Below are 19244 nucleotides of genomic sequence, written 5' to 3'. Positions count from 1 at the left end.
TTATGCTATTATGCTGCTGTCTATTGCCTGGTTATTCCAGGAAATATGCTGTACGTTTTTGTTTGAATCAAAATAAAAATCTATTCTACCCAGAAGGAGTCCTGCCCAGCCCACCTGGTTAACAAGAACATTTTTGCCCTGTCTGTTAGTGAATGTCTGAGGTTCCGGTAAAAATGTATGAGTATGTCCGCCCAGAATAATATCAATATTTTCCGTATTAGCGGCTAAAATTTTATCACTTATTTTATTCGGCTCATCCTTGTAATCGTATCCTATGTGTGAAAGACAAATGACAAGATCACATTTCTGGTCTTTTTTTAAAAATTCTGAATAATGCTGTGCTACATCTATTGGATTAGAATATACAGTTTCTGCATACTGTTTCTTACCTACAAGACCATCCAATTGAATTCCCACTCCAAAGATTCCAACTTTGATTCCGTTTTTGTTGAAGATCTTATAAGGAGATGTCTGTCCATCCAGAATCGTATTTTTAAAATCATAATTGGAACAGATAAAAGGGAATTTGGCATTCGGAAGAACTTTTAAGAATCCTTCAAGCCCGTTATCAAAATCATGATTTCCCATGGTTGAAGCATCATACTTCATCATGGACATTAATTTGAATTCCAGTTCGCCACCAAAAAAATTAAAATAAGGAGTTCCCTGAAAAATATCTCCGGAATCAAGAAGAAGCACATTGCTCTCCTGATTTCTGATTTGCTGAATTAAGCTGGCTCTTCTTGCAAACCCTCCCTGATTGGGATTCTTTGTATAGCTTGCATCGAAAGGTTCTATTCTGCTATGCTGGTCATTAGTATGAAGAATGGTTAGTTTATTTACAGATTTAAGATTTGGAATTTTTAATTCTTCCGCCATCATCATATTGGGAGCTAAAGCCATTGCTAAAGATCCACCGCCTATTGCCTTTAAAAAACTTTTTCTATCCATTACTTTTTACCAATAAAATTTAAACGAACATCTGTAGGAGAGACAATTTCAGGATTTTTCTTGAAGTAATCAATGTATAAATCTCTAAGTTTAACTCCTGTAGGAATTGCTTCCCCTTTTGAAAAGAATTTCATATTATCACCACCTAAAGCCAGATAGTCTGAGGTTGCAATATAGTAGTCTTTGTTAGGATCTACTTCCTTTCCGTTAATTAATGATTTTATTAACTGTCCGTTTTTTGTTTCAATATATAAATGAGAGACAGGATTGTTAACCTGTGTTTTGGCATAATATTCAAAAAGTCCCGGTAAATCCGTTCCTTTCATTTTTACAATGATGAGTTCATTTTCAAAAGGCATTACCTCAAAAAGGTTTTTCAGGGTAATGTCTCCTTTTCCGATTGTAGTACGAATTCCACCAATATTGATTAATGCTGCATCTACATTTTGCTTAAGATGAACTTTCGTCCATTCATCACCACCTTCAAGAGTATAATCAGCTAAAAGATTTCCCAGGTTACTGTTATCTCCCTGTTTGGTAAGATCTGTATTGGTGTGAGAGATTTTTTGGTTCATCTCTGCATCCAGTTTCTGTTTATAAGGTTCAATAAATTTTACAAACTCCTCATCATTTTTTAGCTCATTATTAATAGAAATGTTTTTCTGGGGCTTTACATTCACAAACTGCGGCGCAGAAGCCGTTTTGCATGCTGTAAGAGAAGCCAGAGCAATTCCTAGTAACAAGAATTTATTTTTCATATGCTGTAAATTATTTTTTATAAAAGTTATATGCAATCGCCGGTTATTTAAGTGTTTTTGTAAACAATTTCGGTCATAACGATTTCACAAAATCTTTTAGTATATGCAAATATAACTATATGTATAATAAAACATTATTATTTATTACAAATTCTTATTGTAAATGATTAAATTTGGCAAAAATAATTCGAACAGATGAGCATTTTAAAAGGAGTAGGTGTTGCATTGGTAACACCCTTTAATGAAGATTTATCCGTTGATTTCGACAGTTTAACAAAACTTGTGGAATATAATATTGAAAACGGAACCAATTATTTGGTAGTATTGGGAACTACAGCTGAGGCTGCAACGCTTTCTGATGAAGAGAAGAAACAGGTAATTGAGCATATCATTAAGGTGAATAATAAACGTCTTCCTTTGGTTTTAGGAATAGGCGGTAACAATACTCTTGAAGTCAAGAAACAGATTGAAGAAGCAGATCTTTCTGCCTTTGAAGCATTACTTTCTGTATCTCCATATTACAATAAACCTAACCAGGAAGGTCTTTACCAGCATTATAAAGCTTTAGCAGCTACTGGTAAAAATATTATCATGTACAATGTTCCTTCAAGAACCGGGCAGAATATGGAAGCAGATACTACTATCCGTCTTGCAAAAGAATTCCCGAATTTATTCCTGATCAAAGAAGCAGCACCTAATATTTTGCAGTATTTTGATATCCTGAGAAAGAAACCGGAAGGATTCTCCCTGGTTTCAGGAGATGATGAATTCACTCTTCCTGTAACTTTAGCTGGTGGTGATGGAGTAATTTCTGTAATCGGGCAGGGGTATCCTAAAGAATTCTCTACAATGGTGCAATTGGCTTTTGAAGGTAAGGTAAAAGAAGCTTATGAGATCCACAACAAACTGGTTGATATTACCCGTCTTATTTTTGCAGAAGGCAACCCATGTGGTATTAAAGTAGTATTAGCGGAAAAAGGAATTATTAAGAATTATCTGAGACTTCCTTTGGTTCAGGCATCAGAAGGACTTTATGCTAAAATTAAAGCTGAAATGGCTAAGATTTAATAACTTATCCATTCAACATCATACAATACAATAAAGTGAAAAGTTCCGGCTTTTCACTTTTTTTAATCATAATCCATAAAATATGAAATTAATACAAGCAACAGGGAAGGACATTCCCCTTATTCAGGAGCTGGCAAGAAGATCATGGGAAAATGCCTATGCAGATATCCTTTCGAAAGAACAAATGGAGTATATGCTTTCTGAAATGTATTCCCAGAAGGAAATTGAAACCCATCTCCAAAATCCTAATTATCATTATTATCTGATTGAAGATGAAAACAGTAATTCTTATGAAGGTTTTATCGGATATGAGCACAATTATGAAGATCAAACTACAAAGCTTCACCGCATTTATCTTGTTCCGGAAAGCAAAGGAAAAGGGTTTGGAAAAGGGGCACTTCAGTTTTTAAATAAAAAAGTTTCTGAACACGGAAATAATAGAATTATCCTTAATGTGAATAAATATAATACAGCCAGAAGTTTCTATGAATCTCAGGGCTATAAGGTGTATGACGAGGGTGTTTTTGATATTGGAAATGGCTTTGTAATGGATGATTTTTTAATGGAATTTCTAATTCACGGATAATTGACTTAAAATTTTGTAACTTTATCCCGTAATTCTATAACAGGTGATTTCTTTTTTTAAATCATCTTTGTTACAGAACCAAATCACTTATAACAATACATTCATATGCTTGGTTTTGAGCTGACATAGCTTTTTATCAGTATATTTTTTTCATCCTTAGTGTTTAAATTCCTGTATTTTCGGATACAGGAGTTTTTGCGTATATATATTATGTTAAAAAAATATTTCCTATTTCACATTTACTTGAAATAAATTATTATATTTACTAAAAAAATAGGCTTACTTATACCAGGATGAAAATGTACGTTAAATTTGATTTCAATGCCCTTTGTAAAAAGGTATTGGACGAGAAACTAAAAGAGCACGGGTTAAAATACCGGTTGCTGAACTTCGGTGAGGTGGAGTTCTATGAACCTTTTACTCAGGAGCAGCATAATCTTTTCAAGAAGAATCTTGGAGATTATGGTATTGAGATCATAGAAAGCCAGAAAACGGCTTTGGTACAGAAGATAAAAGACGCTATCGTGGAACTTGTTTTTTCTGAAGAGATTATTCCCGTAAAAGCATCCATTTATATTTCTGAAAAACTGAATCACAGCTATGGATATCTTTCCAATCTGTTTTCAGAGGTTGCATATACTTCCATAGAGAACTTTATAATTCTCCAGAAAATAGAGCACGCAAAAGCTCTGATTATAAGAAATAAGCAAAGTCTTACCGAAATTGCCCATAAGCTGAATTATTCAAGCGTGGCACATTTGAGTACTCAGTTTAAAAATACGACAGGAATTACCCCCTCTCAGTTTCAAAAGATCATAGGAAAAAGAAGAAGAGTCCAAAGCATGGTCATAAATCCTAAAGTGCAGTATGAATAAAGAATTTCTGAACGTAATTATAGCAGATAACGATGAAAACACCTTAATTTTTTTTAAAAATATATTCAAAGAGCTGAAGATCTCTATAAAAGTTCAATGTTTCAGCAATGGAAAAGACATGATGGAATATCTTAATAATAATGATGCTGTAGTTCCGGAAATTGTTTTTATTAAATACACTATTCCTGGTAAAGAGGCTATGGAATGTATTGATGAGATAAAAGCCAATTCAAAATTCAGTAACCTGGTGACAGCTGTTTATGATGAAGAAATATCCGAGAATGAAATTGAGGAAACCTTTGTAAAAGGGAATAATATTTTTATGAGAAAACCTACTGATTTCGGTGCTTTAAAAAAGATGCTTACAGAGATTATTACAATAAATTGGCAGTATTATACTTCTGGATTGAATAAAGATAATTTTATTCTAAAAGTTTGATTAATAGGTGGTTTGTAAATTAAAACTCTAAATTAAGAAATGTTATTTAGTGTATAGTATTCACATTAAAGTGATAATTTTATAACTAATAGTTGAAATAATATAAAAAAAGAGACCATTAATATTCGGACATTTGTAATGTAACCTCAGTGACACAAATTAAATTATATACATGAAGATACAGATGAATGGAAAGCAATTGTTTCTGCATTAAAATATAAATCACGATGTAAACAAAATGGGTTATATTCATTTCCAATTTTAAAGCATAGAAGATCTTTAAACAAAACGGTACAATCATGAAAACTCGAAATAGTTGGAGATATTTTTATTCGTTTCATTCCCTCATCTCCACTAAACACAGTTAGTTTTTATAATAAGCAAGTTGGAAAAATAATTCATTTTGTTTTTTTATAATTTATTTTAATAGTGACGACTTATCTTCAAATAATATATAGATATTTTCACACCACATCACAAAATATTAAGTATAAGCTATTAAAATAAATTTTTTTAACAGACCAAAAGTAATTTCTTCTAAATAACAGTTTTATAAGGGGACCGCAGGAAATTTTTTTCTGCGGTTTTTTTATGAAATTTTACTCCATTTATTTTTCCCCTTATAGTATTTTATATAGTAATTTTTTATAATTAGATTATCTTGTCTTGCCAGCATAGGATCGGCTTCAAGGATTCTTTCAACAGTGTTTTTAGTAGTCTTGATGATAGCTGAATCATTTACAAGGTCCAGCCTTTTAAAATCTACCACACCGCTTTGTTGGGTGCCTAAAATATCACCCGGACCGCGAAGTTGCATATCAACCTCGGAAATTTTAAAGCCATCATTGGTTTCAGTCATCGTTTTAATACGGGTTCTGCTTTCCTTCGATAATTTATCAGAAGTCATCAGAATACAATAACTCTGCTCTGCACCTCTTCCTACACGTCCTCTGAGCTGATGAAGCTGTGAAAGACCAAACCGTTCAGAGCTTTCAATAACCATTACCGAAGCATTCGGGACATTTACTCCAACTTCAATAACAGTAGTAGCCACCATAATTTCAGCCTTTCCTGAGGCAAAATAAGCCATGGCAGCATCCTTTTCATCTGGTTTCATCTTTCCATGAAGCATGGTGACATTATAATCAGAGAAGAAATCCATGACATGTTCTAAGCCTTCCATCAGGTTTTTATAATCTAATGTTTCAGACTCTTCAATCAGAGGATAAACAAAATAAACCTGTCTCCCTTTTTTGATCTCATCCTTACAGAAATTATAGACATACAATCTATCTTTTTCCCTTCTGTGAGCGGTGATGATAGGTTTTCTTCCCACCGGCATTTCATCAATCACAGAAACATCCAGATCAGAATAGAAGCTCATCGCTAATGTCCTTGGAATAGGCGTTGCGGTCATTACCAGAATATGAGGCGGGATCTTATTTTTAGCCCAAAGTTTTGCCCTTTGTGCTACTCCGAATCTATGTTGTTCATCAATAATAGCCAAACCAAGATTTTTGAATTTAACCTTATCTTCCAGAACGGCATGAGTCCCTACAAGAATAGAAAGAGTACCATTTTCCAGCTCTTCGTGAATAATTCTTCTTTCCTTTGCTTTGGTAGAGCCAGTCAGCAACCGGACATTGATTCCTGTTTTTTCCAGTAAATCTTTTATCCCATTATAATGCTGCTGGGCAAGAATTTCAGTAGGCGCCATCATACAGCTCTGAAAACCATTATCCATGGCGATCAGCATGGTTAATAAAGCGACCATTGTCTTTCCGGAGCCTACATCACCTTGCAAAAGCCTGTTCATCTGAATTGGCCTTTTCATGTCCATCCGGATTTCCTTTAAAACCCTTTTTTGAGCACCGGTAAGTTCAAACGGAAGATGATTTTCATAAAAATCATTGAAATGATCCCCTATAATAGGAAACGGATTACCATAAGACTGTGTTTTATGATGAAGTTTTTTCAAGCCATATCCTAACTGAAAAAAGAAAGATTCTTCAAATTTCAGCCTGAAATCTGCCTTATCAAAATGTTCCTGATCCTTAGGGAAATGTACATTCAGAAAAGCATGCTGCCGTGACATGAATTTGAAGGTTTTCATCAGATATTCCGGGAAATTCTCCTCAATAAGATTCGGGATTTCCCTGCAGATATTTCTTAAAGCATTCTGAAAAAATCTTTGATTGAGACCTCTTTTTGTCAGCTTTTCAGAGCTTGGATAAATAGGTTTTAAACGGGTTTCACCTTCTTTCTTTTCTTCCGCCTCAATTTCAGGATGCGGCATGGAAAACTGGCGGTTGAAGACATTGATTTTCCCGAAAATATAAACGTCCCGATTAATAGGAAGCTGTTCTTTCAGCCATTTTGAATACTGAAACCATACAAGGTCCATGCTTCCCGTATCATCATTGAATTTAGCCGTTAATCTCTTGGTTTTTCCGGTCTGAATTTCCTGAACCTGGGTAATTCTCCCTTTGAACTGGATCTCCTGGCTGGTTTCCTCATGAAGCTGAGAAATTTTGTAGATTTTACTTTTATCCAGATAACGGATAGGGTAGAAGTTCAGCATATCTTCTACAGTGGATAACCCCAACACATTTTTGATGAGTTTGGCTCTTTCCGGACCTATTCCTTTTACATATTCTATGGAAGTTTCTAAAGTCATTTTTTATCTGAGATTCGGGAACCGAATATGGTATGAAAAACAAAGGTTCGAATTTCGGTAAAATAAAAAAGACTTCCAAAAAAAATTGAAAGTCTTAGTTTATATAAAGTAATTTAAGCCTGAAAATGTAATTACTCTTTGATTTTAGATTTGAACTTTTTCTGATAATCTTCCCACTGTTCTCTCGTACGGATCTTTTTATAGAGATCCTTTGAGATCAGCTCCAGGTAAGGTTCCAGTTCTTTAGCAGATAATTCTCCCTGGAGAATCGTGATAGGATCACCATGTTCATCCAAAAATACAGTGCTTGGAACAGCACCTACATTCATATATTGTGTGAACTCATGTAGGGAATTTCGTCCTTTTTTCTGTTCTGTATTAGGATTGGAAAATGTTCTTTCATAAATTTCAATACTCTTTTTTTCTTCTGCATTAAATTTTACTGGGTAAAAATTCTCATTTAAAATCTGAGAAAGTACCGGATGTCCGTAAGTTTTTTTATCCATAATCTTACAGGGGCCACACCAGTCTGCATAAAAATCAATGAGAATCTTTTTAGGATTTTCTTTTTGGGCCTTTAAAGCCTCTTCAATAGTCATCCATTTAGTTTGTGCAAAACTAAAATTTAATAATAATAAGAGAACTATGCTTAAAATTTTCTTCATAATTTGATATTTACGTAAAAATAAGCATAATTACTTATTTTTTATTTTACATCCTGCATTAATTTTTTCACAAACGGAGATATCAAAATTAATACCACTCCGGCAATTACCGCATACAATCCCAATTGTTTATATCCATCAGTATAAGTGATAAGTTCATCATAGTTGGTAGAACCTTTTTTTGCTGTTGCAAGACTTGCTCCAATGATTCCAGCTACATATTGTCCATATGCTGAAGCAAGGAACCACATTCCCATCATCATTCCCTGAAGGTTTTTGGTGGAAAGCTTGGTCATGATAGATAATCCGATAGGAGAGAGACATAATTCCCCAAGCGTAATGATTAATAATGCCAGTGTAAAGAAGTTCAGTGAAGTAATTCCCTGAAGATTGGCAAATAATCTTGTGGCAAATAAAACGTAATATCCTGCTCCTAAGAAAATAAATCCTAATCCGAATTTTATGATCGTGTTCGGTTCAATTTTTCTCTTATTCAACCATATCCAAAGCAAACCTACTAGCGGAGCAAGGAAAATGATGAAGAATGCTCCTCCTGAGTTATTCACTCCATTCGGATCCAGTCCGAAAAGATCTTTATTCAGGTTTTTCGCTGCGAAGATACTTAAGGAACCTCCACTTTGCTCATAAATTCCCCAGAAAATAATAGAGAAGATGATAAAGACTAAGGCAGCCCATAGTTTTTTACGTTCTGCAGCAGTCACTTTAGACATTTCATAGAATAAATAAATCAATGTTAATGGTCCTATTGTCCACATGAAATAATCTGTATACTCTGTTTTCGCAACCATTGTCATAATGATTGGAATGAAAATTAATGACAGAGCATAAACGCCATATTCTTTCCATTTTGGAATGGGAGCACTTTTAGTTTCTGCTAACGGATGTCCCGGCTGTAAACCAATAGTTCCCAATCTTCTTTGGGTAAATACAAAGTTGATTAAGCTTACAACCATTACTACTGAAGCCAATCCAAAGGCAATATGCCATCTCATTTCTTCAGCAATCATATTTCCTAGAAATTCCCCTTTACCAATAGCGATACAAAGGTAACCCCCTAATAAGGCACCCAGGTTAATTCCGGCATAGAATAAAGAAAAACCTGCATCCGCTCTTGAATCATTAGGTTTATAAAGCTGGCCTACCATGGATGAAATATTAGGTTTGAAGAAACCTGTTCCCACTACTGTAAAAGCAATTCCTAAGAAAAAGAATTTATGAGGGTCTGTTGCCAGAATTAAACTTCCAAGAATCATCAGAAGTCCACCCCAAAACAGGGATTTTCTGAATCCTAAGATTTTATCGGCAAAAAGCCCACCTACAAAGGTAAAGGCATATACAAAGGCCTGGGTAGCCCCATATTGAAGGTTCGCCTCTTTTTCATGGAAATTAAGCTGTGAGATCATAAAGAAAACCAGCATTCCACGCATTCCGTAGAAACAGAAACGTTCCCACATTTCAGAGAAAAACAGGCTCCAGATTTGCCTAGGGTACTTTCCTTTGAAATTTTGTATTTCATCTAAAGTTAAGCTCATAATGATATATGATTGTTTTAATTAAGGGTTTTTATTATCCTGATCCAGTTCAAAACGGATTCTGTCCTGGTCGATGATTTGTTTTAATTCTTCTTCTTTTGGGAGGTACAGCAGGTATTTGCTGGCAAATAAATTATTTTTATCATTGAGTACGGAGTATTTTACAATCGTTTCATCCTTTTCAGAACAAAGTAAAATACCTATAGTTGGATTATCTCCTTCGCCACGCTTTAAATCATCATACATTCTTACATACATATCGATCTGCCCGATATCCTGATGTGAAAGTTCACCAGTTTTTAAATCGATGATGACAAAACATTTCAGAATGTAGTTGTAAAAAACCAGGTCAATATAAAAGTCTGAAGTATCCGTAGAGATATGCTGCTGTCTGGCCACAAAAGCGAATCCTTTTCCAAATTCCAGTAAAAACTTTTGGAGATGGTCTATAATGGCTGTTTCAATTTCTTTTTCAGAAAACTGTTCATCAGCTTTAATTCCAAGGAATTCAAAAATATAAGGGTCTTTTAAAACACTGTGGATGCTTTCAGGGGAAGATTCTTTATGCTTTAATATTCTTTCGTAAGCCAGGGAATTAATTTGTCTTTTTAGATCTCTCGAACTCCAATTATTTTGAATGGTTTCATCTATATAATAATTAATTTTCTGAGTATTATCTATTTTGAATAAAAGCCTGTAATGCGTCCAGCTCAATTGTTGACGCACTGCGTCAACAATTGGAAAGGTCATGTAAAACTTACGCATATTGGAAAGATTGGTGTAATCAAACCCCTTTCCAAACTCTAAAGTAAGCTTTTGCGAAAGGTTCTTTAAAGTATATTTTCCGTATTCTGCACGTTCTTTTCCCTGTTGTTCATCTTCAACAATAAGTTTTCCAATCTGCCAGTAAGTAAGCAGGAGTGTAGAATTCGCTATTCGAAAAACCTTTTCGCGCGATTGTCTAATGATCTCCTTTACGGATTGGAATAAAGAATCTTCGGAAATTTCCATCATACGAAAATAAAAAAAACCTCTGACTTAGCAGAGGTTTTATTCATATTTTGTTAATGCAATTAGTTTACACCGTGCATCATTTTCTTTAATACTGGTGAAATTAAACCTAAGATCACAGAAGCAATACCACAAAGTACCACAAATACCATGAAGAATTCAAACAAATTGTGAATCTCAAATCCTACGAAAGTAGGGTTGTGTAATGGTAATTGAGCCTTTTCAAATGCAGCAGCCTGTTCAGCTGTTAAAGTTACCTTTTTGTCTAAAACATCCTGTAAGTTTACTCCAATTTCCTGAGCTTTCTTAAACTTATCACCAGTAGCCGGGATAAGAGCTCCTAATGAACCTGCTAAAGCGTATCCGGCAGCATTGGAAATAAAGAATACACCGTATAGTAATGAAGCAAACCTCTTTGGAGCCAGTTTACCAACTAGTGATAGTCCGATTGGAGAAAGACAAAGCTCACCACAAGTTTGGATAAAGTATAGAAGCATTAACCACTTGATCGCTAATAAGCCTGAGTTTCCTAGATCTTTTACATTGTGTGCAATAATGAAATAAGAAAGTGCAATTAAAGCAAGACCAATAGCTTGTTTAAGCGGAGATACAGGCTCTTTTCCATTAGCTCTTAGTTTATCCCACATTAAACTGAAAGGGAAAGCTAATAGAACAACGAAGATTCCGTTAAAGATCTGAACCATTGAAGGAGGCATATTCCATCCGAAAATGTTTCTGTCTGTCTGGTTATCTGCAATAAATGTTAATGAAGAACCTGCCTGTTCAAAAGCAGCCCAGAAGAAGATAATAAAGAATGAAACAATATAAATTACCCAGATTCTCTGTCTTTCCACTTTATTTTCAGCAGAAGTCATGATCAGGAATGCCAGGGAAATACCTGCAGCATAGATGAAAGGATAAATAATTCCTTTGATAAGTTGCCCCATTTCCACGGAGTTAAATCCAAACTCACCTACCAATAGGTATCTGAATACAAAGAACAGAACAGCAAAGATACCTACAGTGATACCTAAAGATGCCCCTGAGAATTTTGCAGTTTGAGATTCACCTTCTTCGAAATCTGCAGTGCTGTTATTTTTTGGTAATCCTCCGATAGGTCTTCCTTCCGGAGTTACAACATATTTATTTTTAAGGATAAAGAATGTTACAGTTCCAATTAACATCGCAATTGAAGCTGCCAGGAATCCCCATTTGAAAGCAAAGATATCTCTTATTCCGGTTGCAGCATCTTTTACGTCTCCAACGTAAGGACAGATAAACTGACCTAAGAATGCCCCGATGTTGATCCCCATATAGAAAATGGTGAATGCAGAGTCCAGTTTAGATTTTTCCTGTTTTGGATAAAGGCTTCCCACCATTGAGGAAATGTTCGGTTTGAAGAATCCATTACCAAAAATGATAACGAATAAAGCCAACCACATAATAAGCTTGGCACTTCCAAGATCCGCAGAGAAAGTTGAGGCACTGATGAATAATAAAAACTGACCAATTGCCATAAGAGATCCTCCTACAATAATCGCAAATCTGTTTCCGATATATTTATCAGCAATAAACCCTCCCAGAAGCGGAGTTAAGTAACATAAAGCTAAAAAACCACCATAGATAATCGCTGCATCAGCTTCTTTTATCAATAAGGAATTTACCATAAAGAGCGTCAAAAGAGCTCTCATTCCGTAAAAGTTGAAACGCTCCCACATTTCCGTTCCGAATAGAACCCATAATCCTTTTGGATGTTTGGAATTCTTATTCTCTACCAATTCATCCGGTTTCGGACTTATTGCTTCAATATTATCCATTCTATTGTTAATTTTTGTTAAGACTGACAAATATAGTTTATTTTGGGTTTTTGACAAGTTTTTAATTTTATTTTTAAATAAAAAAGCTGCGGACCGAGTCCGCAGCTTGCTATTCTTTATCAGATCAAGGATTAATGTCCTTTTTCCTTCATGATTTTATTTAATCTTTTTAACATGGAAAGGCCTAAAAGGGTAGCAAATATTAACAAAGCGAAATTCACAAGGAAATAATTCGTCTTGTTTTCATAGTTGTACCACGTACTTGCCAGAATTCCTGAAAGTTTGTTCCCTACAGAGTTGGCAAGGAAGAATCCACCCATCATTAAAGCTGTAATCCTAGCAGGAGAAAGCTTGGAAACGAATGAAAGGCCCATTGGCGAAAGGCATAATTCTCCAATGGTAATTACTCCGTAACTCGCTACCAGCCATAAAGGGGAAACTTTTACAGAACCGTTATCTCCAGCCATTACTGCTAAAACCATTACCAAGCAGGATAATCCTGAAATAAACAGTCCTAAAACAATTTTGGTAGGCGTTAAAGGTTCTTTTCCTTTTCTTCTTAATAAAGCCCAGAATCCTACAACAACCGGCGTCAATGCAATTACCCAGAATGGGTTGATAGATTGGAATAACTCAGTATTATATAAGTACACCTTATTTTCAGGGTTTTTCTCAAGCGCAGCACGCTGTCCCGGAGAGATATTTTTAAAGTAAACATCTTTCCCCATTTCCTTTTTAGTATCACCGTTATCATCTTTCTGAGAACGGAACTGGTTGTCATAAACAGGAACCTCTTTGTCTTCATAGCTCTTTCCGTCAACCATGTAGATTCCTTCCAAAGGCTTTTCCAAAGAGGCAGGAACGCTTCTGTCTGTATAATAGTTAGCCCATCTTGTTAAAGCAGTACCATTTTGCTTGAAAACAGCCCAAAAGAACATACTGATAAGGAATACAGAAAGCAATGCTCCAATGGAAGCCTTTTCATCAGGCTTAGCTTTAAAGTAAAGAGAAGCATAGAAGTAAATAACAGGAACACATGCAAAAATAAAGGCATCCGTACTGTCACTTCCAAAAATATTATTAGGAATAAACCATCCTATAGCTCCGGCAGCAATAGCAGGAACAAATACTTTGATTAAGATTTCGGAAAGTTTGGTATCTCCTTCCTGTACAGGTTTCATCTGTGCGGCATGGATGTAGTGTTTTCTTCCGATGGTAAAAATAACCATACCAATCAGCATCCCAACTCCGGCCGTAATGAAAGCTTCACCCCAACCAAATTTATTACGCATAAATGCCGCAATAATATTACAGATAAATGCCCCGATATTGATTCCCATATAGAAAATATTGTATCCGGAATCTTTGTTGGCTTTATAAGGCTCTTCAGAATAAAGATTTCCTAAAAGAGTAGAAATAGTAGGCTTAAAGAAACCGTTTCCGATGATAATTAATGCCAGAGAAGCATAAAATAAAGGTAAATCCTTGAAAACTCCCATTCCAATATATCCTGCAGCCATCAAAATACCTCCAAGATAAATAGATTTAATATATCCTAAAACCCTATCCGCTAAGAATCCCCCAATAAAAGGAGTAAGATAGGTTAATGCGATATAAGTTCCGAAAATGTCATCAGCAGTTTTGTCCGGCAGTCCAAGACCTCCTTTCATACCAGCAGGCTCAATGACATACAGAACAAAGATTCCAAGAATCAGGTAGTACCCGAAACGCTCCCACATTTCTGTAAAGAAAAGGTAAGGCAGCCCTTTAGGATGTTTTGTCTTCATATATTCAAATTTCAATTGCCCCAAAAATAGGTTTTTAATTCCAATTGATAAAATAAATAATATACCCCTAAATGATTAATGAAATAAATATAAAAATCCCTTTCAATATTTTGAAAGGGATGTATAATTCGGAATATTATAAGTTATTTAAAATAAAATCGGTCATTTTCTGATACAGCTGTGGTCTTGTCTGGCCACCGTAAATTCCGTGGTTTTTATCCGGATAAGCCATGAAGTCAAACTGTTTTTTATTCTGAATTAAAGCTTCTGATAGCTCCATTGAATTCTGGAAATGTACATTGTCATCAGCAGTTCCATGGATTAGAAGGAACTTTCCGTTCAATAATTTTGCATATTCAGTAGGAGAGTTTTTATCGTATCCATCAGGGTTTTCCTGAGGAGTTCTCATGAATCTTTCCGTATAAACAGAATCATAATATCTCCAATTGGTTACCGGTGCTACAGCAATACCCATTTTGAAAACATCGGCCCCTTTCGTCATTGCTAAGCTGGTCATATAACCTCCAAAGCTCCATCCGAACATTCCAATTCTGCTTTTATCAATATAAGACTGGTTTCCGAACCATTTTGCAGCGGTAATCTGGTCTTCAATCTCATACTTTCCAAGGTTCATATAAGTAACTTTCTTATATTTTGCTCCTTTGTAGCCTGTTCCACGTCCGTCTACACAGGCCACAATATATCCTTTTTGTACAAGGTGATTGAACCATATTGCATTTCCATTGTCCCAAGAGTTCGCAACTTGCTGAGAACCCGGCCCAGAATATTGGAACATAAATAATGGATATTTTTTATTAGGATCAAAGTTTTTAGGCTTCATAATCCATGCATTCATTTGATCGCCTACAGCATTCGGAATGGTGATGAATTCTTTTTCAACAAAATTATCTGCTTTTAATTTCTGAAGCTGATCATTATTGTTCTGAAGCTCTTTCACTGTTTTACCGTTTCCGTCTTTCAAAACATAAGTATGAGGTTTTGCTGCTGTAGAAGAAGTTTCAATGAAATAATTATAGTTTTTACTGAAATTAGCGGCATTATTTCCTTCTGCGTTGGAGATCAGCTGGGATTTTCCATTTTCTATGTTTACTTTAGAAACCACTTTATTGATGCTTCCTTTTTCTGTAGTCTGGATGTAGATCTCTTTAGATTTTGGATTGAAACCATAATAATCTGTTACCTCCCAATTTCCTTTAGTAACCTGTTTTTTAAGTTTTCCATCCTTATCATACCAGTATAAATGACGGTTTCCATCTCTTTCAGAAGCCCAAAGGAAAGAATCATCATCAAGGAATTCAATGGTAGGGCTGTCCGTTTCAATCCATTTATCATCGGTTTCAGTGAATAATTTTTGTACTGCTCCTGTTTTAGTATTTACTTTTAGAACATCTGAAGCATTCTGAATTCTCTCCGAAGTAATCAGAACCATTTCATCCGATTTAGCAGTCTGGAAAACATTCTGGATATAATAATTTTTGAAAGAACCTAAATTTAAGGCAGTTACTTTGTCTGTATCAAGACGGTAAAGCTGTGCAGAAACTACAGAGTTTTTCTCTCCTGCTTTAGGGTATTTATAACGCATCTCTGCCGGATAAAGATTCTTCCCATAAATTGGGATGTAAATTTCCGGAACCTGGCTTTCATCAGACTTTACGAATACAATAGCATCAGAATTCTTCGTCCACTCATACTGTTTTGCATGTCCAAACTCTTCCTCGTAAACCCAGTCTGCCAAACCGTTAAGAATTGCATTTTTCTTACCGTCAGTAGTAATCTGAGTAATTTTTCCAGAAGCTAAATCCTGATAATATAAATTGTTATCAGCAATAAAAGCCACTTTTGTAGCATCGGGTGAAAAAGTAGGTTCCTGAACAGGTTTTCCTTCATTTAAACTGATTACTTTTCCAGATTTTAAATCTTTTACGTCAAATTTTCCAAGGAAAGAATGTCTGTAAATAGGCTGGCTTTCTTTCAGTAAAAGAATTTTAGACTCATCATCAGAAAATACGTAGCTTTCAAAACTTCCATCTACAATATTTCCTTCTTTTTGTGAAGTTTTATAAGAATATTTAGCAATTCCTGACGGCTCAATAACAAGGTAGTTTTCCCCGTTTTTCATGGAAGTGATCCCGGCAATTCCTTTACCACGGTAGTATCCTGAATATATTTTATCTAAAGTGATTTCCTGTGCAGATACATTGTGGAATGCCGCTGCTATAGTCAAAGTTAAGAGTAGTTTTTTCATTTTTAATTTTAATGCGTCCAAATTTAATGAATCTTACTTACATAACCATAAAAACAAAAATCAAGACGCAGTGTCCTGATTTCTTATACTAATTGGCTACATGAATAGTTCCTGTATCTCCATTTCCTGGAGGGTAATAATCCAGTGGGGCGCAGAAAGAATAGGAAGCAGTACATGATGACTCTTCAAATCCTCCGATCCACCAGATTCTGAGCTGGCAGGTTTGTGGATCTACACATCTTCTCATTCCGGGTAAAACCCCTCCCTGTACTTCTTTTAGTTGTACTCTTGAAACTTTTTTTAAATTTTTCATGGTATATTATTTTTGTTTGAAGATCTAAGATAGGTAAAAAAATCATCGGGTGGTGAAATTTTAAAAAAAAGGCAATTTGGCAAAAAAATTGAATGTATATAATTACCAATCAATCAAAAAGAATAATTATGGAAACGAATGCATACAACCAGAAACTAAACCGCTATGTATTGAACGACCGGATTGTTTATACAGGCTTTTCCAGTTTTGATGATGCTCAGCAATGTGCCAGCAAAAAAGGCGGAATATTAGTGGAAGTGGGATTTAAAGATGGAAATGATAATCCCGAAATTACAGATGAAGCCGGTTTGATAGAGAAAAAACTTCATTACTATGTGTATGCAGGCGATGAGTATAAATTTATCCATTCATCTGATCCCGGGTTTAGAAAATATGCCGATGAGCTGCAGAAGATTAAAGCAAAACAGCAGCAATCTCCACCAGATGAAAGGTATCTAGCCAATTTTGAAATAGAAAATGCAGAAGACCCGATTATTGTGATCAAAAACGATCATTTTCAGTCGGTAACATCAAGAGAGCGTTCAAAGTATTTGAAACATGCCAGAGTTTATGAACTAGGGGTATCCCTGCCAAAATCTTAAAAAATTTTATCATGAGCAAGACTAAATATTCAGACAAAGCTCAGGACAAAGTAGGAAAAGTAATGCACGAATTCAAGGAAGGAAAACTGAAGTCTTCTTCCGGAAAAAAAGTGACAAGCAGAAAACAGGCTGTAGCCATTGGTATTTCTGAAGCGAGAGAAAAAGGCCTGAAAGTGCCGCCCAAAAAGAAAAGTAAATCATCTTAAATACAAAATGCCCGGAAATTTTCCGGGCATTTTTATTAGGTAAAGCAAATAACAGATTAATTATTTGTTTGATTATAAAGGACTCTGTAATATTCATCTGCCATTCTATCACTATTGAACTGATCTTTTACGTCATTCATGGCATTGTGCTGAATTTTTCTCCATTGCTCCGGATGATCATAGTACATAGGAAGAATTTCGTTTTCAAGGATTTCGTATAATTTATTTAAATCATAATTATCTTGTTCGTAGATGCTCATATTCAGGTAATCTGCCTTTGGAACTACGAAAGAATTCTCTCCATGCTTAGCAAATTCCGGGATCCAGCCATCATCTGTGGATAGGTTGACAGACCCGTTCATAGCAGCAGTCATTCCTGAAGTTCCGGATGCTTCCCTTGGAACTCTCGGGTTATTTAACCAAAGATCTGAACCTTGTTTTAATAATTTACTTAAAGAAAGTTCATATCCCGTAAGAACAGCCATATTTTTGTGATTCCTGCTTTCTTCTACCAGCGTATTGAAAGTAGAAATTGCTGAATAATCCATTGGGTAAGGTTTACCTGCCCAGATGATCTGTACAGGGTATTTCGGATTGTTGAGAAGTCTGTAGAACCTGTCTTTATCGTGTAAAAGAAGATCAGCACGCTTATATCCTGCAAATCTTCTGGCCCAGACGATGGTGAAAACATTAGGATTAAAAAGGTTTCCTGTTTGGTCTGCCACAATACTGAACAGTTTTTTCTTTAAATGCTTTTTACGGTAATCGAAAACGGTATCATCATTTTCATCTTTAGCATTGTAAAGTGGTTTATCTGCCCAATATTTGAATTCCTGAGCATTGGTAATGGATGTAATTTCGCATATTCCAGGATATTTATTCCACATCGTACGGGAAACAACTCCATGAAGCTGAGAGACACCATTGGCAATTCTTGCCATTTTAAGAGCGCAGAGAGAATGGTTGAAACGGTCATCATCTGTTCCTTCAATAGCTTTTATTTCTTCCATGCTATAGCCGGAGAAATACGTCATATCATAACATAATCTGAAACTATGCTTTTCATTTCCTGCTTCTTCAGGAGTATGAGTGGTGAAAACCAGTTTTTCTTTAACTTTATTAAGATCACCATTGTATTTTCGTAATAAATAAAATGCTGCCGGAAGTCCGTGAGCTTCATTCAGATGATAAATATCCCTTTCAATGTTCATTTCATCCAGTAATTTAGCGCCACCTTTTCCCAGTAAGATATATTGAGCCAGTTTAGTAGACTCGTTAGCATCATACAGCTTATGACAGATGGTTTTTGAAACATGATCGTTCTCAGGAACATCTGTAGACAGGAAAAACATAGGTGCTGTATTGAAAATTTCAGGATCAAGATACCATACCTTTACCCAAACAGGAGCGCTGTGAATCTCAATTTGAAATTTTATTCCTGTATCCTCAAGAAAACTATACATTTTTCGGGTCCATACAGGTTGAAGAGTCTGGTCGTGGTTTCTTGCCTGATCATAATATCCGAATTTCCAAAGAATACCAATTCCAATGAGGTCCTGCTTTAGGTTATAAGCACTTCTCATATGAGATCCTGCTAAAAAACCCAGTCCTCCGGAATATATTTTTAAGACCTGTTCAAGGGCAAATTCCATTGAAAAATAGGCGGTTCT

Annotated in this window: 17 protein-coding genes; 6 read left to right on the top strand and 11 right to left on the bottom strand. The window is 35.3% G+C overall.

Annotation, left to right across the window (positions count from 1 at the left end; all coding sequences use genetic code 11):
• Both BBH99_RS13340 and BBH99_RS13335 read right to left on the bottom strand, forming a co-directional pair.
• Positions 1 to 951 carry a bifunctional metallophosphatase/5'-nucleotidase gene (locus BBH99_RS13340; RefSeq protein WP_066696519.1) on the bottom strand — a complete coding sequence of 317 codons (951 nt, stop codon included), beginning with the start codon at positions 949 to 951 and terminating at the stop codon, positions 1 to 3.
• Positions 951 to 1709 carry a 5'-nucleotidase C-terminal domain-containing protein gene (locus tag BBH99_RS13335; RefSeq protein ID WP_066696517.1) on the bottom strand — a complete coding sequence of 253 codons (759 nt, stop codon included), beginning with the start codon at positions 1707 to 1709 and terminating at the stop codon, positions 951 to 953. Before BBH99_RS13335 ends, BBH99_RS13340 begins: the two co-directional genes overlap by 1 nt.
• A 195-nt stretch (positions 1710 to 1904) precedes the next feature.
• Here BBH99_RS13335 and dapA point away from each other — a divergent pair, with 195 nt between their 5' ends.
• From dapA to BBH99_RS13315, 4 genes are all read left to right on the top strand, one after another.
• Complete coding sequence (dapA, locus tag BBH99_RS13330; RefSeq protein ID WP_066696506.1) at positions 1905 to 2777, top strand: 4-hydroxy-tetrahydrodipicolinate synthase; 873 nt, start codon at positions 1905 to 1907, stop codon at positions 2775 to 2777.
• Between the two features lie 82 nt (positions 2778 to 2859).
• Positions 2860 to 3363, top strand: a complete 504-nt coding sequence (locus BBH99_RS13325) for a GNAT family N-acetyltransferase (protein ID WP_066696504.1) — start codon at positions 2860 to 2862, stop codon at positions 3361 to 3363.
• A 293-nt stretch (positions 3364 to 3656) separates the two neighbouring features.
• Positions 3657 to 4238, top strand: coding sequence for a helix-turn-helix domain-containing protein (locus BBH99_RS13320; RefSeq protein WP_066696502.1), 582 nt, complete (start codon positions 3657 to 3659; stop codon positions 4236 to 4238).
• Complete coding sequence (locus BBH99_RS13315) at positions 4231 to 4677, top strand: response regulator (RefSeq protein ID WP_066696500.1); 447 nt, start codon at positions 4231 to 4233, stop codon at positions 4675 to 4677. The genes BBH99_RS13320 and BBH99_RS13315 overlap by 8 nt, the downstream gene beginning before the upstream one ends.
• 589 nt (positions 4678 to 5266) lie before the next feature.
• Here the strand turns inward: BBH99_RS13315 and recG are convergent.
• From recG to BBH99_RS13275, 8 genes are all read right to left on the bottom strand, one after another.
• Positions 5267 to 7354 carry an ATP-dependent DNA helicase RecG gene (gene recG / locus BBH99_RS13310; protein ID WP_066696498.1) on the bottom strand — a complete coding sequence of 696 codons (2088 nt, stop codon included), beginning with the start codon at positions 7352 to 7354 and terminating at the stop codon, positions 5267 to 5269.
• Positions 7355 to 7485: 131 nt separating this feature from the next.
• A complete protein-coding gene (locus BBH99_RS13305) occupies positions 7486 to 8019 on the bottom strand; it encodes a thioredoxin family protein (RefSeq protein ID WP_066696496.1) in 534 nt (177 codons plus the stop codon).
• Positions 8020 to 8060: 41 nt separating this feature from the next.
• Complete coding sequence (locus tag BBH99_RS13300; RefSeq protein WP_066696494.1) at positions 8061 to 9572, bottom strand: peptide MFS transporter; 1512 nt, start codon at positions 9570 to 9572, stop codon at positions 8061 to 8063.
• Positions 9573 to 9593: 21 nt separating this feature from the next.
• Positions 9594 to 10586 (bottom strand): PDDEXK nuclease domain-containing protein, encoded by a 993-nt coding sequence (locus tag BBH99_RS13295; RefSeq protein WP_066696476.1) that lies wholly within the window; start codon positions 10584 to 10586, stop codon positions 9594 to 9596.
• Between the two features lie 59 nt (positions 10587 to 10645).
• Positions 10646 to 12400: a peptide MFS transporter gene (locus tag BBH99_RS13290; RefSeq protein ID WP_066696474.1), complete on the bottom strand. Its 1755-nt coding sequence runs from the start codon at positions 12398 to 12400 to the stop codon at positions 10646 to 10648.
• Positions 12401 to 12531: 131 nt separating this feature from the next.
• A complete protein-coding gene (locus tag BBH99_RS13285; protein ID WP_066696472.1) occupies positions 12532 to 14187 on the bottom strand; it encodes a peptide MFS transporter in 1656 nt (551 codons plus the stop codon).
• Positions 14188 to 14323: 136 nt separating this feature from the next.
• Positions 14324 to 16453: a S9 family peptidase gene (locus tag BBH99_RS13280; protein WP_066696470.1), complete on the bottom strand. Its 2130-nt coding sequence runs from the start codon at positions 16451 to 16453 to the stop codon at positions 14324 to 14326.
• Between the two features lie 88 nt (positions 16454 to 16541).
• The gene (locus BBH99_RS13275) at positions 16542 to 16766 is read right to left on the bottom strand and encodes a bacteriocin-like protein (RefSeq protein ID WP_066696460.1); all 225 of its coding nucleotides are present in this window, start codon (positions 16764 to 16766) and stop codon (positions 16542 to 16544) included.
• A 128-nt stretch (positions 16767 to 16894) separates the two neighbouring features.
• Here BBH99_RS13275 and BBH99_RS13270 point away from each other — a divergent pair, with 128 nt between their 5' ends.
• Both BBH99_RS13270 and BBH99_RS13265 read left to right on the top strand, forming a co-directional pair.
• Complete coding sequence (locus BBH99_RS13270) at positions 16895 to 17368, top strand: hypothetical protein (protein WP_066696555.1); 474 nt, start codon at positions 16895 to 16897, stop codon at positions 17366 to 17368.
• 11 nt (positions 17369 to 17379) lie between these two features.
• Positions 17380 to 17574 (top strand): DUF6496 domain-containing protein, encoded by a 195-nt coding sequence (locus BBH99_RS13265; protein WP_066696457.1) that lies wholly within the window; start codon positions 17380 to 17382, stop codon positions 17572 to 17574.
• A gap of 56 nt (positions 17575 to 17630) precedes the next feature.
• On the opposite strand, the gene glgP is transcribed toward BBH99_RS13265, so the two are convergent.
• Positions 17631 to 19244 (bottom strand): alpha-glucan family phosphorylase (glgP, locus tag BBH99_RS13260; RefSeq protein WP_066696454.1); only part of this gene is annotated, 1614 nt, incomplete at its 5' end.

Source organism: Chryseobacterium contaminans, assembly GCF_001684955.1.
Classification (GTDB): Bacteria; Bacteroidota; Bacteroidia; order Flavobacteriales; family Weeksellaceae; genus Chryseobacterium; species Chryseobacterium contaminans.
This window is presented reverse-complemented; position numbering and strand designations above follow the sequence as displayed.